21 protein-coding genes and 1 riboswitch are annotated in these 24,724 nt (G+C 38.2%); of the genes, 12 read left to right on the plus strand and 9 right to left on the minus strand.

Going from position 1 to position 24,724, the window contains the following annotated elements; genetic code table 11:
- Positions 1 to 269: 269 nt before the first annotated feature.
- Complete coding sequence (locus KYH19_RS10075) at positions 270 to 2,876, minus strand: PQQ-dependent sugar dehydrogenase (protein WP_219078597.1); 2,607 nt, start codon at positions 2,874 to 2,876, stop codon at positions 270 to 272.
- A gap of 350 nt (positions 2,877 to 3,226) precedes the next feature.
- Here KYH19_RS10075 and KYH19_RS10080 point away from each other — a divergent pair, with 350 nt between their 5' ends.
- The 4 genes from KYH19_RS10080 to KYH19_RS10095 all read left to right on the plus strand — a co-directional run bounded on the left by KYH19_RS10080 (position 3,227) and on the right by KYH19_RS10095 (position 6,573).
- Positions 3,227 to 3,397 (plus strand): hypothetical protein, encoded by a 171-nt coding sequence (locus KYH19_RS10080; RefSeq protein ID WP_165902621.1) that lies wholly within the window; start codon positions 3,227 to 3,229, stop codon positions 3,395 to 3,397.
- Positions 3,398 to 3,657: 260 nt separating this feature from the next.
- Positions 3,658 to 4,743, plus strand: coding sequence for an acyl-CoA desaturase (locus KYH19_RS10085; RefSeq protein ID WP_219078598.1), 1,086 nt, complete (start codon positions 3,658 to 3,660; stop codon positions 4,741 to 4,743).
- A gap of 448 nt (positions 4,744 to 5,191) precedes the next feature.
- Positions 5,192 to 5,779 (plus strand): GDSL-type esterase/lipase family protein, encoded by a 588-nt coding sequence (locus tag KYH19_RS10090; protein WP_219078599.1) that lies wholly within the window; start codon positions 5,192 to 5,194, stop codon positions 5,777 to 5,779.
- 113 nt (positions 5,780 to 5,892) lie between these two features.
- A complete protein-coding gene (locus KYH19_RS10095) occupies positions 5,893 to 6,573 on the plus strand; it encodes an esterase family protein (RefSeq protein WP_219078600.1) in 681 nt (226 codons plus the stop codon).
- 21 nt (positions 6,574 to 6,594) lie between these two features.
- On the opposite strand, the gene KYH19_RS10100 is transcribed toward KYH19_RS10095, so the two are convergent.
- Entirely contained in the window at positions 6,595 to 7,134 is a 540-nt protein-coding gene (locus tag KYH19_RS10100) for a hypothetical protein (RefSeq protein WP_219078601.1), read from the minus strand.
- Here KYH19_RS10100 and KYH19_RS10105 point away from each other — a divergent pair.
- On the plus strand, positions 7,133 to 8,113 hold the full coding sequence (locus KYH19_RS10105; protein WP_255562608.1) for an HAD-IIA family hydrolase: 981 nt from the start codon (positions 7,133 to 7,135) through the stop codon (positions 8,111 to 8,113). The genes KYH19_RS10100 and KYH19_RS10105 overlap by 2 nt on opposite strands.
- 192 nt (positions 8,114 to 8,305) lie before the next feature.
- Here the strand turns inward: KYH19_RS10105 and KYH19_RS10110 are convergent, their stop codons facing one another.
- Positions 8,306 to 8,701: a hypothetical protein gene (locus KYH19_RS10110; RefSeq protein ID WP_219078602.1), complete on the minus strand. Its 396-nt coding sequence runs from the start codon at positions 8,699 to 8,701 to the stop codon at positions 8,306 to 8,308.
- 476 nt (positions 8,702 to 9,177) lie between these two features.
- Here KYH19_RS10110 and KYH19_RS10115 point away from each other — a divergent pair, with 476 nt between their 5' ends.
- Positions 9,178 to 9,378 (plus strand): YtxH domain-containing protein, encoded by a 201-nt coding sequence (locus KYH19_RS10115; RefSeq protein ID WP_219078603.1) that lies wholly within the window; start codon positions 9,178 to 9,180, stop codon positions 9,376 to 9,378.
- 178 nt (positions 9,379 to 9,556) lie between these two features.
- Here the strand turns inward: KYH19_RS10115 and KYH19_RS10120 are convergent, their stop codons facing one another.
- Positions 9,557 to 10,993 carry a SusD/RagB family nutrient-binding outer membrane lipoprotein gene (locus tag KYH19_RS10120; protein ID WP_219078604.1) on the minus strand — a complete coding sequence of 479 codons (1,437 nt, stop codon included), beginning with the start codon at positions 10,991 to 10,993 and terminating at the stop codon, positions 9,557 to 9,559.
- A gap of 11 nt (positions 10,994 to 11,004) precedes the next feature.
- The gene (locus tag KYH19_RS10125; protein ID WP_255562609.1) at positions 11,005 to 14,151 is read right to left on the minus strand and encodes a SusC/RagA family TonB-linked outer membrane protein; all 3,147 of its coding nucleotides are present in this window, start codon (positions 14,149 to 14,151) and stop codon (positions 11,005 to 11,007) included.
- 344 nt (positions 14,152 to 14,495) lie between these two features.
- A riboswitch (SAM riboswitch) is annotated at positions 14,496 to 14,602 on the minus strand.
- Between the two features lie 137 nt (positions 14,603 to 14,739).
- On the opposite strand from KYH19_RS10125, the gene KYH19_RS10130 reads away from it, so the two are divergent.
- Positions 14,740 to 16,008, plus strand: coding sequence for a TlpA disulfide reductase family protein (locus KYH19_RS10130; protein ID WP_219078606.1), 1,269 nt, complete (start codon positions 14,740 to 14,742; stop codon positions 16,006 to 16,008).
- A 218-nt stretch (positions 16,009 to 16,226) separates the two neighbouring features.
- Positions 16,227 to 16,808, plus strand: coding sequence for a DUF4142 domain-containing protein (locus KYH19_RS10135; protein WP_219078607.1), 582 nt, complete (start codon positions 16,227 to 16,229; stop codon positions 16,806 to 16,808).
- Positions 16,809 to 16,925: 117 nt separating this feature from the next.
- Here KYH19_RS10135 and KYH19_RS10140 read toward each other — a convergent pair whose 3' ends face one another.
- Positions 16,926 to 17,588, minus strand: a complete 663-nt coding sequence (locus KYH19_RS10140; protein ID WP_255562610.1) for a competence protein — start codon at positions 17,586 to 17,588, stop codon at positions 16,926 to 16,928.
- A gap of 206 nt (positions 17,589 to 17,794) precedes the next feature.
- On the opposite strand from KYH19_RS10140, the gene KYH19_RS10145 reads away from it, so the two are divergent.
- From KYH19_RS10145 to KYH19_RS10155, 3 genes are all read left to right on the plus strand, one after another.
- Positions 17,795 to 18,013, plus strand: a complete 219-nt coding sequence (locus tag KYH19_RS10145; protein ID WP_193420868.1) for a hypothetical protein — start codon at positions 17,795 to 17,797, stop codon at positions 18,011 to 18,013.
- 199 nt (positions 18,014 to 18,212) lie between these two features.
- Complete coding sequence (pta, locus tag KYH19_RS10150) at positions 18,213 to 20,300, plus strand: phosphate acetyltransferase (RefSeq protein WP_219078608.1); 2,088 nt, start codon at positions 18,213 to 18,215, stop codon at positions 20,298 to 20,300.
- A 1-nt stretch (position 20,301) separates the two neighbouring features.
- Positions 20,302 to 21,498 (plus strand): acetate/propionate family kinase, encoded by a 1,197-nt coding sequence (locus KYH19_RS10155; protein WP_219078609.1) that lies wholly within the window; start codon positions 20,302 to 20,304, stop codon positions 21,496 to 21,498.
- Positions 21,499 to 21,589: 91 nt separating this feature from the next.
- Here KYH19_RS10155 and KYH19_RS10160 read toward each other — a convergent pair whose 3' ends face one another.
- Complete coding sequence (locus tag KYH19_RS10160; RefSeq protein ID WP_219078610.1) at positions 21,590 to 21,973, minus strand: VOC family protein; 384 nt, start codon at positions 21,971 to 21,973, stop codon at positions 21,590 to 21,592.
- Between the two features lie 114 nt (positions 21,974 to 22,087).
- Positions 22,088 to 22,564, minus strand: a complete 477-nt coding sequence (locus KYH19_RS10165) for a DinB family protein (protein WP_219078611.1) — start codon at positions 22,562 to 22,564, stop codon at positions 22,088 to 22,090.
- A 114-nt stretch (positions 22,565 to 22,678) separates the two neighbouring features.
- Between KYH19_RS10165 and KYH19_RS10170 the strand changes: the two genes are divergently transcribed.
- Positions 22,679 to 23,752 (plus strand): aminotransferase class V-fold PLP-dependent enzyme, encoded by a 1,074-nt coding sequence (locus tag KYH19_RS10170; protein WP_219078612.1) that lies wholly within the window; start codon positions 22,679 to 22,681, stop codon positions 23,750 to 23,752.
- Here the strand turns inward: KYH19_RS10170 and KYH19_RS10175 are convergent.
- On the minus strand, positions 23,749 to 24,723 hold the full coding sequence (locus KYH19_RS10175; RefSeq protein ID WP_219078613.1) for an L-histidine N(alpha)-methyltransferase: 975 nt from the start codon (positions 24,721 to 24,723) through the stop codon (positions 23,749 to 23,751). The two genes, KYH19_RS10170 and KYH19_RS10175, sit on opposite strands and share 4 nt — an antisense overlap.
- Between the last annotated feature and the right edge of the window lies 1 nt (position 24,724).

Raw genomic sequence — 24,724 nt, forward strand, 5'->3', positions numbered from 1 at the left:
ATTTGGCAATGTTACCAATAGATGTTGATAACTGTAGAAACGACTGTAAAAGAATTAGACAAGATTTATATCGGTGAGGAGATCACTTTTGATAAAAAATCTGGCCTAGTATATCGCATTGCGATTTTTAAGTCGGTGAGTATTTCCAGTTATATCTTTCAGTTGGTTCACGGGGAAATTATTATTATCCGCAGGAATTGTTATTAGCAGCAACCTCAAATTAAAATAGCATTTCCGATCGATATACTACCGGAAATGCTATTACTTTATTATTTTTTCTGTTCTGATAAAAAGGTAACTAAAGAAGCCAGTTCTTCATATGATAATGAATTAGCCAAACCTTCCGGCATCATCGAAGTTTCCATTTCTTTTCTCGACAGGATATCGCCTGCTTTAATGGTGAAAACTTCCCCTGCAATGTTACGAAGCACCACTTTAGCAGCGGTTTCTTCAGTAATAAACCCTATATACGTACGGTCGCCTTTGGCGGTAATCATTACCGAAGCAAATCCCTGAGAAATTGAAGCATTAGGTTTTAATATCGATTCTGCAATCTGCTCACGGTTCATGATTGAGCCGATCTGTCCCATAAAAGGACCTTTCATTTTCTCGCTTTTGCTCAAGCTATGGCAGGCAATACAGCCTTGACTATTGAAAATATTTTTTCCTTTTAAAGGGTCGCCCTGTAATTTATTGATAGCTAATAATACATCTTCTATAGATGATTTACCTACCTGACCTTTTTTGTTTTTGATTTTATCCAGATCAATTTTTGGTTCTTCGGTTGTCGCTACTTTTTCTTCTTCGGCAAATTCAGGGATATCCATCCTTTGGCGTGCATTTAAATCAACATAAAATTGTTTTCCTTTTGCTCCGGCTTTTGTAGCTTCTTCTTTGAGGAATTTCTCGATAATAGGAGAACCTTCCCATGAAACGGCTTTAAAGTATGGCCCATGTGAATCCGGACGTGTACCCCACCACCAGGAAGCATCATAGGCAATTTCTTTTTTATACAAACGGCCTAAGGTAACCAGAATCTGCTGTTTTAATTTTTCATCTGTCGATTGTTTGTAGTTTTCAATTAGTCCGTTAACCACTTTTTCGGTATGCATGTAGCGTAATGCCCAAAGTGCAAGTGTTGAGTTTTCCGTTTTAACCGTAGCGAGCAGCGCATCAACGGCATTGAGCTCAACTAAAGCACGTACCGCAAGATGTGGCAATATAATGGCTGCATTTGGCGTAGCATGCGGACCTTCAGTGCCTTTTGCTGGTGCTATAAATGAAGCAGGAACCTTGGTTTGTAAAAGCACATTGGCAACCTCTGCCCTGCCCAAACGGTTTAAACCAATAATCGAAGCTGCCTGAACGCGAAGAGAAGAATCTTTTAAACCTTCTAAAAATGGTTCAACAGGTACTTTGTCTATATAAGCTTTGCGATCAGCAAGTGCTTTTAAAGCAAATTCCTTAAGTGTTTTGTCTTTGGTAAATTCAACTAAAGTTGTGATACCACTTTCTTTGGTGAGCTGTGCGTAGGTATACATACCGGCTATACGCACATCAAGCGCTAAACTTTGATCGGAAGCAACATTTAAAGCCGTTGCGATAGCTTGTTTATTATTGCGCAAAACCAATTCCTGCGAAGCAGTTAAACGGGCTACTGCACTATTCGATTTAAGTAACTCTGTTAGTTTTTTAATTGAAGCTTTTTTAACATCCGGAAAAGCTTTGTATGTCCAGTTATTGGGTACTGCCCTAACAACGTAGCCTTTATTCGGACTACCAGAATAACCTGCACCATCCCAGGCTGATAAATATAGTCTTCCTGAACCGTCTACATCAAGGTCGGTAATTTGAGGTAGCTTAATAAACTCCTCGTCTTTCTGTGTAAAGGTTGGTCCATCAGCAGTTACTCTGTGAATATAAAGCATGCTTCTGCCCCAATCGGCCATCATTGGCACATGGTTATATTGTTCAGGCCAGTTCGGTTCATCCATAAACAGTGCTCCGGTACCCGATCCTCCACCCAAATCAGCAAGTGCAGGTATAATTTCGTCGGTAAAATTCTGAAATAAAACCGGGTAACCGTATTCACCAGATTGTATGTGGTGCGAGAAACGAACATTCCATCCGCCACCATCATTGGTATTTTCCCTCGTAAAAACGTTCATGTAAGGATCAATGGCAACATCATAAACATTACGTGTACCGTGTGTATAGACTTCCATTTCATTTCCGTCAGGACGAACGCGCATAATTCCGCCACCTAACATGGTTAGTTTTTTACCTGAACGGTCTACCGCGTCGTGGAATCCAAAATCTCCTACAGAAATATAAATCCATCCGTCAATTCCCATTCTTATGCCATTGGTGGCATGATCGGTACCACGTTCGCGAATGTATTTGGCATTACTGATATGCTCAATTAGTGGTTTTTCAGGTCCATCGGCCTTTCCATCACCATCTTTATCTTCAAAAACAACTAAATTCATACCTGTAGCTTGTTTTGTTTCTTTCGAAAAAATGGTATGTAATACATACACCTGGCTACCTTGAACAATAATACCCCGGGGATTATCCACTTCGGCAAAATCTACATGTTCATCCATTTTACCATCGTTATCCTTATCTATTAATTTAAGGATATGCCCTTTACCAGGATCTTTACCTAAAGAGCCGATCATATCAACACCAACATATACCTCTCCGGTTGGCGCTACAGCTAAACAAGCTGGGCTAGGTGTAACATCAGGTCCGGCAAAATTGATGATTGTTAGTTCAGGTGGCGATACGCGTTGTATCTCTGATTCACTAAAAAAGTTTTTTAATCCAAAAAAAACTAGCGTAAAAGAAATTAAGCTTAAAGAAAATTTAATCATTGGTGTATTATTGTTCTGGTTAGTTTGTGTGAGGTAAACTTACAAAAAATATAAATTCCTTATTGCCACAATTTTGTGTCGTTTTAATTCATTAGTAAACAATACCCATAATCTCTGCAAACTATCGCAGCAAAAGTCGAATTAAGTGTTTCACCAAATAAATATCAGTAAAACAGCCACAATTGCGACATAAATCAGTGAAAAACCATTAAATAACACAAGCAAAAGTATCTTAAAAGTAAAAAAGGATTCAAATCATCACATTCAGGCAAATATTTTCAAATAAATTTGAATTTCAGCATACATTTCATTATATTTACTACATACAGTATTCACCAAATCAGTACGTTATGAAAAATATTCATTATTTCTTCCTGACTGCCCTGATCTCCTCCATTGCGCTGTTGATTACCAGGGATTCATTTGAACCCGAATTGGTTTATAGCACGGTGGTATTAATATGGATTCTTTACATCTGGTACCATATTTATGCTGCTACTAAGAGGAACTACAGCGAGTAGTCTTTGTTTCCATTTATTTTAATTTCCAAACAACTATTGTTGGGCTAAGTTTGCATGCCTTTTGTTTTCAGGATGCAAGACTCGAACTGTTTAATTTAACAGTTAACGGATGTATCGCCGTTAATTTACTATCTTCGCCAAAACTAAAACACAATAGTTTACGTTTATAACTAAGCTTGGCCAATTGGCCAGGTTATACATTAAGCTTAATGAACTTGGAGCATCGACCTCGTACATGGGGTAGATTATCGCACAAGATCATGAAATCAAAAGCAAAATTCCCATGTTTACCAGGGAATACATTTTACTCGGAAGTTCGCCGCAGAGTAAATAATGACTTTAAAGAAAACAACAGAAGTATTAATGCCAATGCATTGATGTGGTTTAAAGCCTTTCTTTTCCTTACCATATTTCTGATACTTTACTTTTCAATACTCCTTTTAAACCTGCATAGCGCTATAATTTTAGGGCTCACCATTTTACTTGGCGCAACTTGTGCATTTATTGGTTTTAATATCTGCCACGACGCTATCCACGGTTCGTTTTCGAGTGCTAAACGCACCAATTCATTTTTTAGTTTTCTTTTTAATATGGTTGGGGCTAGTCCGTATGTATGGAACATTACGCACAATGTAGTGCACCATACTTATACCAATATCCCCGGTCATGATGAAGATATTGAAGTGGCACCGGGTTTAATCCGAATCTGCGCAGAGGATGAATTAAAACCCCATCAACGATTCCAGCAGTGGTATGCCTTTCCCCTTTATAGTCTGGCTTCGCTTTCCTGGGTGTTTCGTAAAGATTATAAAAAGTTTTTCCAGAAAAGCGTAGGTGCCTGCCAGAACAAGCATCCCAAGATTGAATACTTTAACCTCTTTTTCTACAAATTTCTTTATTATTTTATTTTTATTGGTTTGCCGATATTGGTGATGTCGATCTCATGGTGGCAGGTTGCAATCGGTTTCATCGTGTTGCACATGGCACAAGGATTAACCATGGGACTTGTTTTTCAACTGGCTCATGTGGTGGAAGGAACAACTTTTCCAACAACCAATGCAGAAGGCAATATGGAAGAGGTCTGGGCCGAACACCAAATGCGTACTACAGCTAATTTTGCAACCCAGTCCCCAATCTCAGCATTTTTTCTTGGAGGGTTGAACCGACAGATAGAACATCACCTTTTCCCTAAAATATGCCATGTACATTATGGCCGGATCTCCATAATTGTAAAACAAACTGCATTAGAATTTGGATTGCCTTATCACGAAAACTCCACTTTCCTTTCGGCACTCCGCTCCCATTACCGTATTTTAAAAAAAATGGGACGACCTGAAACAATTTAGCTTATATTCTTAATTTCTTTACTATTCAGTTAAGAGCGATCATTGAAACTTAATGTTCTTATTCCCTTAATGGTAAAATACTTAACAGCAACTAACCATTAAGAAGTTTAGGGCATTAAGGTAGATTATTGAAACTTAATTTTCTTATTCCCTTAATGGTAAAACCTATACACCAATTAATTGACCATTAAGAAGTTTAGGACATTAAGGTAGATCACTCAAACTTAATTTCTTATCCCCTTAATAGTAAAATACTTAACATCAACTAACCATTAAGAAGTTTAGGACATTAAGGTAAATCATCCAAACTTAATGTTCTTATCCTTGGGCAATATGCATTCAAGACCAATGAACCAATGACTAATGAACTAGTGAACCCACTGCTGATAACATAAACTTAATATACAATCCATTTCTTCAAGAGGCAGATCTTTTTATCTTTAACGATATGTACTGGTACGAAGAAGAAGTAAAACAATTAGAAAGGGCACATCGTTTAGACCGGGAGCATCCGGGGGTTGTTTTTTATGGCAGCTCATCTATCCGGTTATGGAAAAGTCTAGAAGATGATTTTGATTACATGAAAGTAACTAATTTAGGCTTCGGAGGCTCTACATTAGCAGCATGCGTATGGTTTTTTGAGCGGATTATGATAGACTACAGGCCGAAGGCACTTGTGGTATATGCAGGCGATAATGACCTTGGTGATGGCAGAAACCCAGAGGAGATCTTTATCTTTTTCCAGCAGTTAATGGTTAAAGTGAATCAGCGGTTTGGCATATTGCCCTGTTATTTTATTTCCTTAAAACCCAGCATTAGCCGTTGGCAAATGGCCGATCAGTTTAGATACACCAATAACCTCATCGAAAGCGAAATTATTAAACTTAATAGCCATTGGAAATTTATCGACATTTTTAAGAAAATGCTCAACAAAGATGGCCTGCCAAACCCTGTACTTTACGATCATGACGGACTTCACCTGAATGAAGAAGGTTATCGTTTATGGGCCGACACTGTTAAAGAGAAATTAGGTTAATCATTACGCTTAATTAATATTCTGATAACATTGATGCCTTAATTTTCCACTAAAGAATTAACGCGATGAACAGGGAATATCATAAATGGTTCAGCCAGAATCTTAAGCGGGACATGGAGCTCCTTGTTTTTGGTCATGCCGGCAGGGCGGTTATCTTTTTTCCCACCCGTATGGCCAGGTTTTACGATTACGAAAACTGGGGAATCATAGCTTCTTTAAGTGCGCAGCTAGAAAATGGTGAACTTCAAATTTTCTGTGTGGACAGTATAGATGGAGAAAGCTTTTATAACGATAAAGTATTTCCATCGGTACGGATAGACAGGCATCTACAATATGAAAAATATATTCTCGAAGAAGTTTTATCGCTTATCTATCAGAAAAATGATGGCAATTACGTAGCAACTGCTGGCTGTAGCATGGGCGCTTACCATGCTATAAACCTGGCGATGAAATACCCCTGGTTATTTAAAAAAGCAGTTGGCATAAGTGGAAGATATGACCTTACAGACAATATCGGCGATTTCAAAGACCTACTGAACGGGTTTCATGACGACAAGGTTTATTTTAATATGCCAGCGCAGTATATTGCTAATCTTAACGATGATAAATTACTATCTGCAGTTAGAGAGATGGAAATAATTCTCGCTGTAGGTGAAACTGATCCTTTTTTAAGCGGAAACCAGCATCTTAGCAGTTTGTTGTGGGAAAAAGGTATACCCAACCAATTTCATACCTGGGAAAGTAATGCACACCGACCCCACTATTGGCGAAAAATGGTGCCTATTTACATTTAATTATTACATAAGCGCCGCATCTTATTTCACTGCTAAATTAAAATATTGTTTAATGTGGATGGTATCTACAGGTTTTTTAGATTTCTCGACAGCCAGAATAATATGAGCATCAAGCAGCCATTTTTCTGCTGATGTATTAATGTTAGCTACTTTAATTCCTTTAACAGTACCTGCAATTGGAGTTAAGTTAATATGATCACATGAAGCACAAGAAAACAGATGTTTTACTTTTCCGGCCAGGATATCAGCATCAGTTAATAAAAATTTATCATCCTGCATAGGTGCTTGAATATATACCCTCGTGGTGCTGAAGTTATTACTCTTCGTAGCCAGAAAAATCCGGTATTGACCAGTTGTAAGTTCCGCCTGCTGATCGGCCATTGCTGCATAGTTAACATACTCATACAAGCAGTTTCCTTCGGTACAAGTGGTTAAATTTTGTGCATCAATGGTAAAATCCATTGGATTATCGTTTTTCTTTTTGCAAGCGCTCAAAGTGCTTAATGCAATTAAAAAGGTGAAAGTTACTTTAAAGGCGTTCCTCATAATTTGATTTTTCATGAATACGGTACAAATTGAGGATACGCTACAGCCCGGGAATTATTTTTTATTAAATAAAATGCACAAGAAAGAATACTATTTAAATACACCTGATAATTTTGGCCAAAAAACTGACTATTCAAAAGACTTTATTTTAACATTGGTTGAACAAGAAAATATTAAGTTTGCACATAAACAGATTAAATCTACAAAACATATGAAACAAGGATTATTAATAGATATGGATGGGGTGATTTATAGCGGGGAAGAATTAATATTTGGCGCTGATAAATTCATTAAAAACTTAATTGATGAAGATATTCCTTTCGCATTTATGACCAACAACAGCCAACGAACTGCTTTAGAGGTTGTGCGAAAACTAAAAGGACTTGGTATAAAAGTAGAAGAAAGCCATGTGTATACCAGTGCGATGGCTACTGGAAAATTCCTTTCAGATCAAAGTCCGAACGGTACCGCTTATGTATTGGGAGAAGGTGGTTTATTAAGCAGTTTGCACGATCATGGCATTACTTTGGTCAATACCGATCCAGAGTTTGTGGTATTGGGAGAAGGTAGAAACTTCACGCTAGAAATGGTTCAGCGCGCAGTTGATATGATTCTTGCGGGGGCTAAATTTATCACCACGAACAGAGATCCATCACCCAAAAAACCAGGATGGAATAATTTGGGAATCGCTGCAACTACGGCCATGATTGAAGAAGCAACAGGCAGAAAAGCATTTGTTACAGGAAAACCAAGTCCGGTGATGATGCGTTCGGCACGTAAATTCCTGGGATTAGAAACCAGTGAAACTACCGTTATTGGCGATACCATGGAAACTGATATACAGGGAGGTGTACAGATGGGTTATAAAACCATTTTAGTGCTCTCGGGCATATCAAGTAAGGATACCTTAGGACATTATGCTTTTAAACCAGATATGATTGCAAGCTCTGTTGATGAAATAAAGTTTCCATTGATCTGGTGGGATAATAAGTAGTTGGAAGTTTGAAGTAGCCTCGGGGTATCGTCATTGACGAGCCTTTCTATTATGTAAATGGCGGTAGTCGAAAGACCTTCTAAATACCCTGAGGCGTTTCGACAAGCTCAACATGACAGCGTCTATATTAAATGAACAAAAGCACTTTCAGGAACCATTTTCTATTTATTCTCTTAAAGCAACAGAGCTACTTTATTTTACGAATTGTAAATAACCGCCCTTAGTTGAACTATGCGGCTTAAAAACGCTCAATCGATAATCAGTTGAATATACAATAGGTTTATGATCAAAGTTAGAAGGTGCACCATCACGATTAATCAACTTAAATGAAGCTGAGTCATTTACAACCTGTTCTTGTACTGGCACATCAGGCTTTTTTTTGTCAGTAAATTTATTCGCTTTGGTTAAAAGCCCAATTGCTGGAATAACCATTAATAGCGCTACGCAAGAAATCAGTCTCATATCATTGTGCTTAAATCTTCTTATTATTTGGTTCGCCTTGTTAAACAAATATGAACCGATCTTATTAGTAAGATGATTAGCCAGTATTATGAAATTGTTAAAGTTACCGTGCAGTTTTAATTCCATATTAAATGTAAGCGACATAGAAACAAATTAGTTGTACCGCATCAGATAATCAACTAAATTATCTCCATTACACTGCGCTAAATCCGATAGCTATACAAACAACATTCGCAAGTGGTGTTTGGGTACACTAACCATAGAATCCAGTTAAGCGCCTAACTCAATGCCCTCTGTGGATCTTTTCTCTGTGTACTCAGTGGTTAAAAAGACCATGGATTTCCGGAAAACACGGAATATTTAATTGTGGCCCGCCCTCTCTTTATTCACCCTAGGGAATATCGTCATTATAAGAAGGAACGACAAAGCAATCTTAAAGCGTTCGCTAACATATTCGGATAAATACCATACTTCCGGACTGATACCGGTACGTAAAGTAAGTCTTAAAATCTCCTTAAAAAAGTGGATTTGTAACAACAGTTATTTAGAATCGTCTAAAACTTTTAACGAACTCAAAATGTTTAACTAAAAAAGAAAAGAACATGGGAATTTTAAAAACAGCAATTATTGGCGCTGCAGTATATGCAGGCGTAAAATATATCACGAAGAAAGATCCAATTACCGGACAATCTATCGTTGACGAATTATTGGATCGTGCACCACAATGGGCAGATACAGCAAAAGGTTATACAGAAGACCTGAAAACAAGGGTAAGTAATGCCGCAGAAGATTTATCCAGATGAATAGCTTGTAGAAATAAGGAGCCTGAAGAGGCTAAATATCTATTTCTCTGACTCAAAAAAAACGTCCCGATTTAAACCGGGACGTTTTTTTATTACAGGGCGATCGTCATTCCCGCGCAGGCGGGAATCTTAAAGCCTATTGCATTTAAAGACACTTCCTCTTTTTTACGAATTAAAACTAAAAAGCATCAAACCAAAGTTTGGTGGTTAATAAATCAGCACCCTGACTGCTTACCGCATTTTTATAATTCTGTCCGTTTAAAGATTGTTCTGTACCAGGATAAATAAAACGCACCGGAATTTTACCACTCAAAACGGTATTAACAGATGCAGTTAATTGCGGATAATCTAATCTTCTTTGCTCGGCCCAGGCTTCCAATCCTTGACCAAACAAAGCAATCCATTTTTGCTCACCAATAGATTTTTTATAATTACCAGCATCATATTGTACTGAAGCCTGATTAATATAATCATCAACAGCACTTCCACCTATACTGTATTGATCAAATGATGCCCTGATGGCCTGTTGATACAGATCAGCTGCATTTTCTGTAGTAAAGCCTCTCGCAGCAGCTTCAGCCCTATCAAAAAGCAGCTCGGCATAGCTAAAAATCACAGCAGGTGCTTTAGGTGCTAAAAAATAAGTTCCTGGTCTTGATGAATTTGCCAAACCTATCGCACTCGCTTCTGAATTTGTTGAGCCGTTCGGAATACCTACGTACGTTTGAGGTGTTGCATTATCAGTTTTGCTTGCATAAACTGGTAGTCTTGGATCATTTAGCGCAAAAAGTTTATCTACGATGGTTTTACTGATCCGGTAATCATTCCTGGTTTCGAATGATGCTGCTACCGGATTTTGCTGTGGCGAATCACTGTAGAAAAGTTGTGCATTCTCCGATTTGCTATTAATATAAGTGCCACCTTCTGCAAGTATTTCATCAATTACCTGTTTAGCTTTAGCTGGCTCTTTATCCGCAATACGCAAAGCGATGCGAAGGCGTAATGAATTGGCAAACTTTTTCCATAAAGCAATATTACCACTATAAATCACATCTCCGCTTACAACTTTTCCTGAAGCTGGATCTAAAGCTGTCTGGGCAGTCTTTAAATCATTAAGAATACCATAATAAATATCCTTTTGTTTATCGTAAACTGGCGTAACAAACTGTTTAATTTTTCCAGCCTGTGAATATGGTATATCCCCATAAGTGTCGGTAAGTAATAAAAATACCCACGACCTTAATACAAGTGCAACTCCTTTATAGTTTGGATTGCTTTGTGCATCGCCCAATTCGATAATTTTATTAAAGCCAGCAATACTTTGTGCATAGCCAGTAGACCATAAAGAGGTAAAGCTACTGTTCGAAAATATAAAACGATCTTCTTCGGTATACTGAACCTTAGCCCAATGTTGTACAAAAAGCAAGCTCGAGTTCATATTATTGGTTACCCCCCAGTACGTATCGGCTGTAGTTTTAGTAGTGCCAGTAAGTAAATAATCGGGTTGTGGAATTTCTGGAGCATTCGGATTAATATTCACCTCATCCAGCTCTTTATTACAAGATGAAAATGCAATTGCCAGAATGGCCAGTATATATAGTTTTTTATTTTTCATAATGGGAATGCTTAAAATTTAACATTTAGGTTGATACCATAGCTGCGTGTGCTTGGATTAGATAAACTTTCCAACCCTTGTCCGTTGCCAGTATTGAAGGCTACTTCCGGATCAATATCCACTGTATTGCGGTGAATTATCCAAAGGTTGCGACCCACAAGTGATAGTGAAACGCCTTGCAAACTTAGCGGACGGAGCCATTTTGCAGGTAAATTATAGCTTAATTTTACTTCACGGAGTTTAACATAAGAAGCATCGAAAATATTTGCTTCGTCTATATTTCTGAAGGTTTTGTAATACTGTTGAGCAGGCAATATTTTCTCATTGCGTTTACCATCGGCAGTTACGCCATCAAAAACAATTCCGTCATCATAAACCGTTACACCTGTCGGAGCGGTTCCGTTTACCCTTACGGTGCCGTTGGCTTTATCGTTACCAGGATAATAATAGGAGATTCCGCCATATTCTGCTGCCCTTCCCGGAAGCGTAGAGGCTAAGACTCCGGTATAAGTGCCTGTTGCATAGGTACCGTTGTAAATAGAACCACCAATACTTGCATCAACCAGTACGCCTAAACTTATACCTTTATACGTAAAAGTATTGTACACCCCACCAATCCAATCTGGTGTATATTTTCCCAATACCTGTTTGGTCGGGTTTGTAGCTGGTGCGCCTGTGGCATTTACAATAATATTTCCATTACCATCTCTTAAAAAGGCTGTTCCGAAAAGCGATCCATAAGGTTGTCCAACGGTAGCAATCACCTGTGCTGAGTTGGTAGCGACAATGTAATTCGTTAATAATTTCTCTGCATCGAGTTCAATTACCCTACTTCTGTTTGCTGCGAAATTGAAATCAATATCCCATGTAAAAGTTTTTTTGATTGGGGTGATGCCCAATTGTGCTTCTATACCCTTGTTGTTTATTTTTCCGGCATTAAGCAGTTTTGAGCTAAATCCGGTACTATGACTTACATCGGCAGCCAAAATCTGATTGTAACTATTGGTATTGTATGCACTTAAATCTAAACGTAACCTTTTGTTAAAGAAAACAGCCTCAACGCCGAGTTCTGTTGAAGTGGTAGTTTCTGGTTTAAGGTTAGGATTAAGGTCGATATTACTTGTGGTAAGCTGAGGGTTTGCGTTAAAAGGCGCACTAAATGCATAAGTATTGATCAAACGATAAGGATCTGCATCTTTACCTACTTTAGACCAGCCCCCACGTATTTTCAAATAATTAAGGGCTTCACTTTTAATGTCAAATGCTTCGGTGGCTACAAAACTTCCGTTAAATGACGGGTAAAAATAAGATCTGTTCTGTGCTGGCAAAGTAGACGACCAATCGTTACGTGCGGTGATGTTGGCAAAAAGGTAATTTCTGAAACCGATCTGACCTGATGCATAAACACTATATGATTTTAAACGCGATAAATTATTAGATGAAATAAGAGGATCACGAGAGTTTTTAAGGGTATAAAGTCCTGCGATGGCTAGTTTAGGTGCACTTTGATCATTCTGCTCAATATATTGCCTGCGGATGTTACCACCACCCAATAATTCTAAGCTAAAATCATCATTTAACTGCTTGTTAAAGTTTAAGGTTGCATCGGTATTATTCTCGCTTACGGTAAAGGCACTTTCAGTGTAAGAGCCAAAAGGTGTTCCGTTCGTACCATAAGCGATTCTAACTTTACGCCTGTCGTTGTAATAATCCGTACCCGATCTGAAATTGAAATCAAGTCCGTCAATAATTTTATAATTAAGGGCTAAACTACCGATAATGCGACTGCGGTTCTGCGAAACTGTATTTTCGTAAGCTACCCAATATGGGTTGCTATAATAGCTGTTATTCCAGTTAAACGTTTTTCCATTTTCATCCAAATAGTTTTTTAACTGGTTAATATCAACCTGACGGCCAAACCACGTAAACTGTAACATGGTACTTGTTGAACGTGAACCTCCTGTGCCAGGCAAATTATCTGAATTAAGTTTGCTATAATTCGCATTAGCCGTTAAGGTTAGTTTTGGTGTTATCTTCAGTGACGTATTTAATACAAATGAGTTTTTGCCCTGTCCAGAATTCGGCACAATGCCTACTTGTTTCAGGTTATTGTAGGAGATGCGGTAATCGTACTTTTCGCCAGCATCTGCGACCGATACCCCATTATTTAATGAATATCCGGTTTGAAAGAAATCGCGTACGTTATCTGGATGGGCTATAAATGGAACCGCAACTCCTTTTGAAAAAAACTGCGGAATTAATCTTCCATCCAGTTTTGGCCCCCAGCTCTCATCTACCCCATCATTAATACCTTTACCTGCGCCATCCACATAACTGAACTTCCCTTCTGATCCCTGACCAAAAGCATTTTGATAAACCGGCAGGGTGAGCAATGTTTCTAAAACGGCATTGGAGTTAATATCAATACCCAATCCTTTTTTCGATTTACCTGTTTTGGTTTTAATCAAGATCACCCCACCGGCAGCCCTCGAGCCATATAATGCCGCAGCATTTGGTCCTTTTAGCACACTAATTGATTCTATATCCTCTGGATTGATATCTGAAATGGCATTCGCATAATCTCTTGCGCCTGCAGAATTTAACTGAGAGTTATCTACCGGAATCCCATCAACCACAAATAATGGCTGGTTATTTCCGGCGATAGATGTTTCTCCTCTGATGACTACGCGGGATGATCCCATGCTGCCCTGACTGTTCGTTACCCTAACTCCGGCTATTTTTCCAGCCAGTGCATTTACCAGGTTAGATTCTTTAGCTTCGGCCAGATCTTGTCCTTTTAATTCCTGAACAGCATAACCGAGCGATTTTTTCTGCCTCGAAATTCCCAATGCGGTAACCACTACCTCATCCAGCGCATTATCGCTTGATTGAAGAATGACTGAAATCGGCCCGGCATTTTTATTGATTTGTATTTCCTGGGTTTTAAAACCGATATAAGAAAATACTAAAGTACCTTGATCAGGCGCACTGATAGAAAAAACACCTTTCCCATCAGAAATGGTAGTTTGCCTGGTTTCTTTGATAAATATAGAAACGCCGGGCAGTGTCTCGCCATCTGCCGACTTTACCGTCCCGGTAACGGTGACATTTTGAGCAAATACCTGCTGCGTAATAAAGAGCAGTAAGATGAATGCCATTGATTTTAAAAATTTGATCATGTGTGTGTTTTAAAAATTGGTTAAAAGATAAATTTTGGACAAAACGAATCCCTAACGGTTAATAACCGTGTTTTATAAAAAAATAAAATGGGATGGTTAGATCAAAAGTGCCTGTTAAAACGGAGCAATTTTAACAGGACTAGCGCATTCGGGAGTCTACACAAGGATTTACATAAGGCGATTTTAGCTTGTCTGTTTTTCTCATTTGAATGATTTTATTTAATGCATAATTTAATTTCAAGAAGGCATTCAGGGCTAAAAAAAAAGCACCTCTTAAATCAGAAGTGCTCCATATATTTTATATTAGGATAGCGCAAACAACTGACTTAACTACCCCAGATTCATCTGGGATGGAATTAGCACCATTTCTAAAAATTAGATGGTTGCTAAGGTTTCACAGGGCCATTCCCTCCGCCTTTCTTGATAAGTATTTTAAAATAACTTGGGCAAAGGTATAATTAATTCCATTTATCCTATAGTTTTTATAGTTTTTTTATCGAAATATTTTTTATTTGACAATTACATCCATATCTTTGTCTAGTAATTTAGTCGACAAACACCGTCCCAATGAAACTTAAATCCCTTTTAACAGCCGTACTGGCCATATCAATAACCTTCACTTACGCTCAGGAACAAACGGCCCTGGTAAAAAAACAGGCAGCAAAACTTCAGAAGAAAAACCAAAAAACATTTGTTGCCCTCGGTAACTGGCGCGGAATAGCTAAAGTAAAGGAAGGATTAGAAATCCCCTTTAACTTCGAGATCAGCGAAAAAAACGGCCACCAAAAATTATCTTTCCGCAATGCTGAAGAGCGTTTCGAAGGTGGTCCTGTAAAACAAACTGCCGACTCGCTTTTTGTCAAACTGGATCAGTTTGATAACGAACTTGCGTTTGCGATAGTTGGTGATCAGTTAACTGGTGCGTTAAGAAAACAGGATAAAGCTGGTAAACCTTTAGTCATTATTGCCGAGCACAAAAATTACCGTTTTAAAACTGATAAACCTGCTACAGCAGACTATTCTGGTAGTTACGATGTGGTTTTTACATCGCCAAATGGTAAAGAAGAAAAAACAGTAGGTTTATTTAAACAAACAGGAAACAAACTTACGGGTACTTTTCTCCGCGTAACCGGCGATTCTCGTTATCTGGAAGGTGTTGTAGAAGGAAATGAATTTCAACTTTCTAGTTTTATTGGCTCCTCTCCTGCTTATTACAAAGGAACTTTCCAGGCAGATGGAGTTGTTAAGGGTGAAATTTTAGGAGCAAGGGGTAGTCAGCCTTTTACCGGAACCAAAAATAAAGATGCAGCCCTCCCCGATCCTTACAAGCTTACTTATCTTAAATCAGGATACAAAACACTTGATTTTAGCTTTCCTGATCTAAATGAAAAAAAGATTTCGCTAAAAGATGAAAAGTATAAAAACAAAGTGGTGATTTTAACCATAACTGGAAGCTGGTGCCCTAATTGTGTTGACGAAGCTACTTTTATGGCGCCATGGTACAAAAAGAACAAAAATCGCGGTGTAGAAATTATTGCTTTGCATTACGAACGTTCAACCGAACCTGAATATGCAAAGAAAGTGATGACCCGTTTCAGAGAACGTTTTGGAATCGAATATGATCAGGTATTGGCAGGTACAGCAGACAAACAGGTGGTATCTGAATCGTTGCCCGCGCTTGATTCATTTTTATCTTTCCCAACTACCATTATCATCGATAAACAGGGAAATGTAGCCCAGATCCATACAGGTTTTAATGGCCCGGCAACCGGTAAATTTTATGATGAATTTGTGAAAGAATTTAATGTGGAGATTGATACGCTGTTGAAGAAATAGCTAGTCTAACAGTAATGACGATCCCTCGCAGCGTGCTACAATGTAAAAGAGCCTAACGAAGACAGTTCAGTTCAGGAACTTTTGGCATAATGTTAATTTCACTATTAACTCATTTAGTTTTCAGAGCAACTGGCTGTTGTATGAATCCATGAATATTCAAAAGCTTAAAACCCTTTTGCATTACAACATGTTATCCATATACAACAAAAACAATGAATATGAAAAAGTTAATGTATGTAATGGCTATTTCGGCCCTGGCCTTTCAGGCCTGTAATGGTGGAAATAAAGATGCAAAAGAAAGTGCCGACAGTTTAAACATGGCAAAAGATACCACCACGAATACTACAGCTACAGGAGGAATTGCCGTTGAAGAAGCCGATGCCAAATTCACTACTCAGGCAGCTGTTGGCGGTATGGCAGAAGTAGAATTGGGAAAACTGGCCCTCGAAAAAAGCAGTAATCCCCAGGTTAAAGAATTTGCAACCATGATGGTTAAAGACCATGGTATGGCAAATACCGAATTAATGGCCATAGCAAAACAAAAAAACATTACGCTTCCGAGTACAGTAGATGATGAGCACAAGAAAAAAATGGACGACCTAAGCAAAAAAACAGGTGCAGATTTTGATAAAGCTTATGTAAGTGCCATGGTTGACGGACATAAATCTACCTTAAAATTAATGGAAGATGAATCAAGAGATGGAAAAGACGCAGATCTTAAATCTTTTGCAACTAAAACTGCACCAATTGTTCAAAGCCATTTAGTCATGATTAATAAAATAAACGACAGTATGAAATAAGACTGCTGAACGTATTAAAAACGCCTGCCATGTATGGCGTTTAATACGTTTTTTTAGTGAGATTTCCTTTCCATCTATCTATATCGCAATCTCAAATGCGTTTTTACTTATATTATCTTAAACTTCTGGCGGGGTATGCCAATCGATAAAGGTTTTTCTCTTTAACATTTCCAGGTACGGGTAATTTCCGTTTAATTGTTTACGCTGTTTTAGTTCATATAAAAAATGCCCGCCTAAGTCAACAATAATTTTAGCGGTAGCTAAATACCATACACTATGCGGTTGTTTCCAGCAAAAAGAATATAGGTTTGAGGTGAATTTAACCCCTTGTAATTCCGGATGGTAAAAATTAAGTATTTTTGGATTGGGTATTCCCTGCATCACCTCAGCTTTTCTAACCATTGAAAGGTGATCGGAATGACAAAACTCATAATCCTTTAGTTTCGCATCATCCACATCTGGCAGATGTTTCAATATTTTAAAACCTTTAAATTTTTTACCATTCAGTACCCATATCAAGTTTGGATAAAAGGCTTCCCTACTATGGAGCTCGGCAGGTGTTATGGGAGAGTTTTGGAACTCAATGGTATAACCCGACGGTGTAAAAATATCTGCCCGGTGAGTATCGGAATTTGCAGCATCATAAAAGGCAACCTCTCTAAATGAAGGTGGAAAAGCCAACTTCCAATCCCGGTGCCATACGGTTTCTTTTCGGTAATGTTCCTTTCTAAATGAAGAAAAATCCGGAACGATTTCAACATGATGTAGATCTTTTCTCATTTCACTATTATCCATTCTCTGGCCGCACGATTAGAAAAACAATTATTTTAGGGAAGCACAAATTTAAACTAAAATTTTTAGTACAAAAATAAACTACAGCGCTAATCAGAATAATATTTAAATCATTATGATTGAGCACTAGGCAGATACCAACTATCAAATAAATTTAATTCGATCTGCTCAAAATAGAATGATAACTTTGTAGGATGACCATCCAAGAAATACAGCAGCTAGAAGATTTTTTTACCCAAGCCGGCAAGCAACAGGTTCCAATTTATCTGAATCAGGCTACCGTAATCACCGATTATGCCCATTTTCTGGAGAGCCATTTTACGCCGCTAAAACTCAATCCTGATGCTAAAGTAAATGTGCCAATTCTACACAGGCTAAAAATGTTAAAGTTATTAATTGAATCAAATGCGTAAAAAACGGTTTAAAAATGGCTTAATCCAACGTTAAAAACCATATTGATCCAGTTTTTTCTGGCCGTTAAACCTTATTTTGAGCCCCATTTAATAACGGGTTTGTGTAACCTTTTAAAACTTAACCTACTTTAGTTTTTAAAATAAATATTTCCAACTATATTGGGCGTAATTGGTTATTCCTATACATTGCTCCTTATTTATGACTAAAAATATATTCATTGCTTCAGCCGAACCCTATACCGGAAAATCAGTAATTGCTTTCGGGATGATCAATATGTTACTGGCAAAAACCCAAAAGGTAGGTTATTTTAAACCGATTATTGCACAAGACGATCCGAATAAAAAAGATGAACATGTAGAAGCCATGTTAGATTACTTTTCGCTTCCTGTTAAATATGAAGATGCTTTTGCCTTTACCCGGCAAGAAATGCTCCATCAATCAGAAGATAGCGGAGCGATTATCAATACCATCATCAGTAAATATAAAAAACTAGAAGATAACTACGATTTCACCGTAATTGAGGGCAGCGATTTTTTAGGCGAAGGCATGGCCTTTGAATTCGAATCAAACGCCTTAATGGCCAAAAACTTAGGTGCACCTGTTTTAATAGTGGTATCAGGTAAAAACAAAACGGCAAGTCAGCTTTTTAAATCAGCCATCAATATCTATCGGAACTTCCTGTTGCGTGATGTACAGGTATTAGGTGTAGTGGCCAATATGGTGAATCCGGAGGAAGCGGAGCGTATTAAACAAGCTTTAATCAATCAGTTGCCGACGGAACTGCTTATCGCCGTTATTCCAACTGAAAACGGTCTGCAAAGTCCAACCATGAACGAAATTACTTTAGCCTTAGGTGGCGAAGTGCTTTTTGGCTCTGAATTATTGGGTAATCAGGTTGATAATTTTGTAACAGGAGCCATGATGTTACCCAATTTTTTAAGGCACATTAAAGATAACCTGCTTATTGTTACTCCAGGCGATCGTGGCGATATTATTATTGGCGCGCTTCAGGCCAACCTATCAGCCAATTATCCAAAAATTGCTGGTATTGTTTTAACCGCTGGCAGCTTACCTGATGAGCCGATTATTAAATTGATTGAAGGTTTACAAACCATTATCCCAATTATAGCGGTACAAAAAGGAACTTTTGAAACCACTACAACCATTGGTGGCATTCATTCTAAAATTACGATCGAGAATAAGAAAAAAATTGCTTTGGCAATAGAGCTTTTCGAAAAGTATGTGGATATAAAAGCACTGGATGATAAAATTATCACCTTTAGCTATCAGGGCATTACCCCACACATGTTCCAGTACCAATTGGTTAAATGGGCCAAACGTGATAAAAAACATATTGTTTTACCTGAAGGAAACGATGAACGCATTTTAAAAGCGGTCGAAAAACTCATCACCCAAGAAATTGTAGACATTACACTCTTAGGTGATCCTGTTGAAATTACCAATAGTATTAAGAGACTTGGATTAAATTTAGATACCAATGTTTTAAAAATCCACAACCCAGGACATTCTGCACATTACAATGATTATGTAAATACCTTGCATGAATTGCGCAAAGCCAAAAATGTAAACCTGGAAATGGCCAGAGATATGATGACTGATGTTTCTTATTTCGGTACGATGATGGTTTACAAAGGTGATGCTGATGGAATGGTTTCGGGGGCCGTTCATACCACACAGCATACCATCAGGCCGGCTTTACAGTTTGTTAAAACAAAGCCAGGTGTATCGGTGGTTTCCTCTATTTTCTTTATGTGCCTGCCAGAGCGTGTGGCCATATTTGGCGATTGTGCGGTTAACCCTAATCCTACTGCCCAGCAATTAGCCGAAATCGCAATTTCGTCGGCAGAGAGCAGTGCCAAATTCGGCATTGAACCCCGTATTGCCATGCTTTCTTATTCTTCCGGAACATCTGGTGAAGGTGAAGATGTAGAACGCGTAAGAGAAGCGACAGCAATAGTGAAAGCAAAACATCCGGAATTAAAAATTGAAGGACCAATACAATACGATGCTGCTGTAGATCCACTTGTGGGTAAACAAAAACTACCGGGATCTGAAGTAGCTGGGAGAGCAAGTGTGCTCATCTTCCCCGATTTAAACACCGGTAACAACACCTATAAAGCGGTACAGCGCGAAACCGGGGCATTGGCCATTGGCCCAATGTTACAAGGTTTGAATAAACCAATAAACGATTTGAGCCGTGGCTGCACGGTAGATGATATTTTTAACACCGTTGTAATTACAGCGATTCAATGCCAGGATATTTAATATGAACATTTTAGTAATCAATTCGGGAAGTAGTTCCTTAAAGTACCAACTTTTTAAAATGCCCGAAAAAGCGCCTGTTTGCAGCGGGTTGGTAGAAAGGATTGGCATTGAGGGCTCGTTTATAAAACATACGGTTTATACCAATAACAAAAAACACAGTATAGAACAATCAGGTTTAATATCCAACCATGGTGAAGCTTTAAAACAGGTTTTGGCATTATTAACACAGGGAGAATACGCGGTAATTACAAGTCCTGATGATATTGCAGCTGTTGGTCATCGTGTAGTACATGGTGGTGAACATTTTTCTGGGCCGACTATTATTACTGATGATGTAAAACATCAGATCAAAAAACTGTTTTCCCTTGCTCCGCTCCATAATCCGGTTAATTATAAATGTATTGAAGTAGCCGAACAGACTTTTGTAAATGCGAAACAAATTGCAGTATTTGATACGGCATTTCATCAAACTATACCAGAACAGGCTTATCGTTACGCCATTCCAGAATCGTACTATAAAGAGCATGGCATCAGGGTATATGGATTTCATGGTACCAGCCATAAATATGTAAGCGAACAGGCTATTAATTGGTTAAACAAAAAAGACAGTAAAATAATCAGTATCCACTTAGGAAATGGCTGCAGTATAACGGCCATTAAAAATGGTAAATCAATAGATACCAGTATGGGTTTTGGCCCACTAAGTGGCTTAATGATGGGCACACGTTCGGGAGATATCGATCCATCGGTTATTTTTCATCTGATGGAGCATTCCGGATATACCTTAGAGCAGCTGAGCAGCCTGGTTAATAAACAATCCGGGCTTTTGGGTGTAGGTGGCTCGAGCGATATGCGCGACATCAGAAAAATGGTAAATGAAGGAAATGCAGCAGCAGTTTTAGCCCTTAAGTTATATGCTTACAGGATTAAGAAATTTATAGGGGCTTATGCAGCTATAATGAACGGCATTGATTCTATTATATTTACAGCAGGGGTTGGTGAAAATGACTGCAACATGCGCGAGGCTGTATGTTCAGAGCTGAATTATCTGGGTATTGAATTGGATCCGGCTCAAAATACAGGCTATAATGGCGAACTAAAAGAGATTAACACAGCTGATTCAAAGGTTAAGATATTGGTTATTCCAACTAATGAAGAATACGAAATTGCACATCAATGTTTTGGGCTTATAGGCTAATTGTAAAACTTTTGAATTTTGGCATGGAAAAGACTTCCGAAGTTTGCGCTATGGCCTTTGCGCTTTGCCAACTTCGGAAGTCTAGCCAAGTTTAGGACGTTTCCAAAATAGACAAAATATTACCAGCAGGATCTCTAAACCAGGCAATATTTGGTCCTCCGTTTCCACGTGAGATGCCTTTACTGTCTGTTTTTAAATACTCTTCATTGTAAATCTCAAACTTTACTCCTCTGGCAATCAATTCGTCGGCTGCTTGATCTATATTTTCTACAGGAAAGTTAAGCACTGTAAAAGTTGCAGGTACATGATTTGGCTTTGGATATAGTAAAACATTTGCTGATCCGGGAATAACCAATTCAATTAGGCCCATTGGATTATCTTTAACTTCGATACCCAATACTCCTTGATAAAAATCTTTCGCTTGCTGTACATCGTCTACAGAAAATGAGCTGAATGCCTTTGAGTTTTGTAACATAAATCTTTTTTTAAATCAGTTTTCATGAGAACGGACAGTTAAATTCAGCAGATTAAAACAATAATAACGGGCTGTATAAGCGGCAAAGTACAGGTCCAAACAAGACAATTTCCTTTAGCTTTTCCAGTCACCCAATAAACGTCTGATCACAACGATTTCAGCAATATGGTAGGCATTATGATCTGCAATTTGCAGGGCTTCGCGTAATACACTTTGTCCATCGCCATGCGGAATTGGCACATATAAATCTGAAGAATCTAGCAAAGCAATAAATTCTTTCAAATCAGTATCAATCTGCTTTAAGGTGTTGCTCCAGGCCTGTTCATCTTCAGGTGCCAGTTCTTTAGGCCAATATTCGTCTGGCCATTTAGGCGATTGATGCAATCCATCCTTACTAAATTGGAGCATATCCCACTGAGCGATTCTAATGTGTTCGGCCAATTGCCAAATACTATAAGGCAAGTTGTTAGGCTTTTCGCCCAAAAGATTAAAAGGTAGATTAGCAACAGCATCTTTAAAGCCTACATGTGCTCCACCCCCATTTAATAATTTTTTAAGTTCCGTAACCAGTATCGATGTTTGATTTTCCATAATAACTTTAGCAGATTGTATTAACCTAACAAACGTGATTCTCATAGGTTTGTATAAAAATCAATTTTGGGGGCAGCATTTATTTTTTAATGCATAATTCTTTTAATTTTGGGCATGAACCTATCTTTTCCGATTCTCAAAGAATACACGTACCTCAATACTGCCAATTCAGGCATTTTATCGACCAATTTGGCTGAATGGCGAACCCAACATGACCAGGCATTTATAGCAGGTGGGAGCATTTTCAAGATGGAAAATATACCCATTATTACTGACCTCAGAAATAACATTGCTAAACTTTTCAGTTCAAAACCTGAGAACACCTATCTGGTTCAGAATTTCTCAGTCGGTTTTAATACTTTATTAAGTGGATTGGACAAAAACCATCGTTTTCTATTACTGGAAGAAGAATATCCATCTGTAAGCTACCCTATAATCAGCATGGGTTTTGATTATCACAGTATTCCAATCGACGAAAAACTAGAAGAAAATATCATTAATGTCATCGAAAAATTTAAACCTACCATTCTGGCTTTTAGTATGGTACAATACATTAGTGGTTTTAGAATGGATGAGGATTTTATCCGGAAACTAAAAAAAAGCTACCCTGACTTGTTATTAGTTGGAGATGGCACCCAGTTTTTGGGTACTACTGCCTTTAATTTTGAAAAATCGGGCTTAGATGCATTGATTGGTAGTGGTTACAAGTGGCTTTTAGCCGGATATGGAAACGGTTATGCCTTGCTTTCCGATCAGATGAAAAATGCCATTTATAATAAAAACAAACTGGCCGAATTACCTACAGCGCCTTTCTTAAAAGGCAAAGATCATTTATCTATGTGTTTCGAACCCGGGCATCTGGATACCTTAAACTTCGGCACGTTAAACGAAAGTTTAAATTATCTTGGTTCATTTGGTTTCGATTGGATTGAAAAAACCACGCAAACGCTCAGTAATCAAGCAAGATTGGAGCTAAATTCAAGAGGATTAGTTCCCGACTGGATGCTCGACAGAAAGTATCAATCGACAATTATGAGTATGCCTCTGGATCAAAAAACAGTAGATAAACTTGATGCCGCCAAAATACTCTGCTCACCAAGAGGGGCAGGTACAAGGATTTCCTTCCATTTTTATAATAAGGAAGAGGATTTAAACCGGTTGTTACAAGTTTTAGATGGCAAGAGCTAATCTACTTTCCAAATGGCATCTACAAAATATTGGTTGTGATCAAAAAAACGTTGAAGAGGTTTAAAGCCTGTTTTCGCGGCCAATTGATCAATATCACTTAAGGAATATTTTTGTGAGATTTCCATAAAAATATATTCATTTTCGATAAAATGAATGGCATGGCGGCCAATATTTACAATCTGGTTTTTTAAACTGATGAGGTAACTTTTACAGGCACCTGATGCCGGATCGTAACTGGCATAATGTTCAAATTGATCAATATTAAAATCACCATCGAGTTCTTTATTGATGCGTTGAAGTAGATTGAGATTGAAAGATCTGGTAATTCCGCCTTTATCGTTATAGGCAGCTAAAATTTGTTGCGGATTTTTTTTGAGGTCGAAGCCGATAATGAGCAGGTCGTTTGGAGAAAGTAATTGCTTTAAAGACAAACAGAAACTTTCAGCATCGGCAATTGTCATGTTACCAATATTTGCGCCCATAAACAGCACCACTTTTCTACGTTCCGACAGTTCAGTGGCTTTTTTCAGCATGTCGAAATAATCGCCATTTAGCCCTTTAATATCCAACGAAGGAATTTTTTTAGGCAGATTTTCTTCCAGATCAGAAATTACATGCGCTGAAATATCAATCGGAAAATAACTAAATTCCATCTGATCGTCCAGCAGTGATTTTAACAGATGAATGGACTTGGTGGCATCACCAGCACCCAACTCGATCAGGTCGAAGGCAGTACCATCTGCAGATATGGCTTGCGAAAGTTGCGCAGACTGATACTGGAGGATTTCCATTTCTGCATTGGTTAGATAATATTCTTCCATTTCCATAATCTGCTGAAATATGCGGTCTCCGGTAGCATCATAAAAATACTTGGAAAGCATAAATTTTGGCTCAGATCGTAGTCCTGTTAAGGTTTCCTGAAGAAATTGCGTTTTGTTGTCGGTTGTTATTTCAATGGTAGTGGTGCTCATG

The sequence above is a fragment of the Pedobacter sp. D749 genome (assembly GCF_019317285.1).
In the GTDB taxonomy this organism is placed as follows: domain Bacteria; phylum Bacteroidota; class Bacteroidia; order Sphingobacteriales; family Sphingobacteriaceae; genus Pedobacter.

Excerpts from the sequence above, each read along its gene's own strand:
- KYH19_RS10075 (WP_219078597.1), bottom strand. The coding sequence starts at position 2,876 with ATGATTAAATTTTCTTTAAGCTTAATTTCTTTTACGCTAGTTTTTTTT.
- KYH19_RS10080 (WP_165902621.1), top strand. The coding sequence starts at position 3,227 with ATGAAAAATATTCATTATTTCTTCCTGACTGCCCTGATCTCCTCCATT.
- KYH19_RS10085 (WP_219078598.1), top strand. The coding sequence starts at position 3,658 with ATGAAATCAAAAGCAAAATTCCCATGTTTACCAGGGAATACATTTTAC.
- KYH19_RS10090 (WP_219078599.1), top strand. The coding sequence starts at position 5,192 with ATGTACTGGTACGAAGAAGAAGTAAAACAATTAGAAAGGGCACATCGT.
- KYH19_RS10095 (WP_219078600.1), top strand. The coding sequence starts at position 5,893 with ATGGAGCTCCTTGTTTTTGGTCATGCCGGCAGGGCGGTTATCTTTTTT.
- KYH19_RS10105 (WP_255562608.1), top strand. The coding sequence starts at position 7,133 with ATGAATACGGTACAAATTGAGGATACGCTACAGCCCGGGAATTATTTT.
- KYH19_RS10100 (WP_219078601.1), bottom strand. The coding sequence starts at position 7,134 with ATGAAAAATCAAATTATGAGGAACGCCTTTAAAGTAACTTTCACCTTT.
- KYH19_RS10110 (WP_219078602.1), bottom strand. The coding sequence starts at position 8,701 with ATGGAATTAAAACTGCACGGTAACTTTAACAATTTCATAATACTGGCT.
- KYH19_RS10115 (WP_219078603.1), top strand. The coding sequence starts at position 9,178 with ATGGGAATTTTAAAAACAGCAATTATTGGCGCTGCAGTATATGCAGGC.
- KYH19_RS10120 (WP_219078604.1), bottom strand. The coding sequence starts at position 10,993 with ATGAAAAATAAAAAACTATATATACTGGCCATTCTGGCAATTGCATTT.
- KYH19_RS10125 (WP_255562609.1), bottom strand. The coding sequence starts at position 14,151 with ATGGCATTCATCTTACTGCTCTTTATTACGCAGCAGGTATTTGCTCAA.
- KYH19_RS10130 (WP_219078606.1), top strand. The coding sequence starts at position 14,740 with ATGAAACTTAAATCCCTTTTAACAGCCGTACTGGCCATATCAATAACC.
- KYH19_RS10135 (WP_219078607.1), top strand. The coding sequence starts at position 16,227 with ATGAAAAAGTTAATGTATGTAATGGCTATTTCGGCCCTGGCCTTTCAG.
- KYH19_RS10140 (WP_255562610.1), bottom strand. The coding sequence starts at position 17,588 with ATGAGAAAAGATCTACATCATGTTGAAATCGTTCCGGATTTTTCTTCA.
- KYH19_RS10145 (WP_193420868.1), top strand. The coding sequence starts at position 17,795 with ATGACCATCCAAGAAATACAGCAGCTAGAAGATTTTTTTACCCAAGCC.
- pta (WP_219078608.1), top strand. The coding sequence starts at position 18,213 with ATGACTAAAAATATATTCATTGCTTCAGCCGAACCCTATACCGGAAAA.
- KYH19_RS10155 (WP_219078609.1), top strand. The coding sequence starts at position 20,302 with ATGAACATTTTAGTAATCAATTCGGGAAGTAGTTCCTTAAAGTACCAA.
- KYH19_RS10160 (WP_219078610.1), bottom strand. The coding sequence starts at position 21,973 with ATGTTACAAAACTCAAAGGCATTCAGCTCATTTTCTGTAGACGATGTA.
- KYH19_RS10165 (WP_219078611.1), bottom strand. The coding sequence starts at position 22,564 with ATGGAAAATCAAACATCGATACTGGTTACGGAACTTAAAAAATTATTA.
- KYH19_RS10170 (WP_219078612.1), top strand. The coding sequence starts at position 22,679 with ATGAACCTATCTTTTCCGATTCTCAAAGAATACACGTACCTCAATACT.
- KYH19_RS10175 (WP_219078613.1), bottom strand. The coding sequence starts at position 24,723 with ATGAGCACCACTACCATTGAAATAACAACCGACAACAAAACGCAATTT.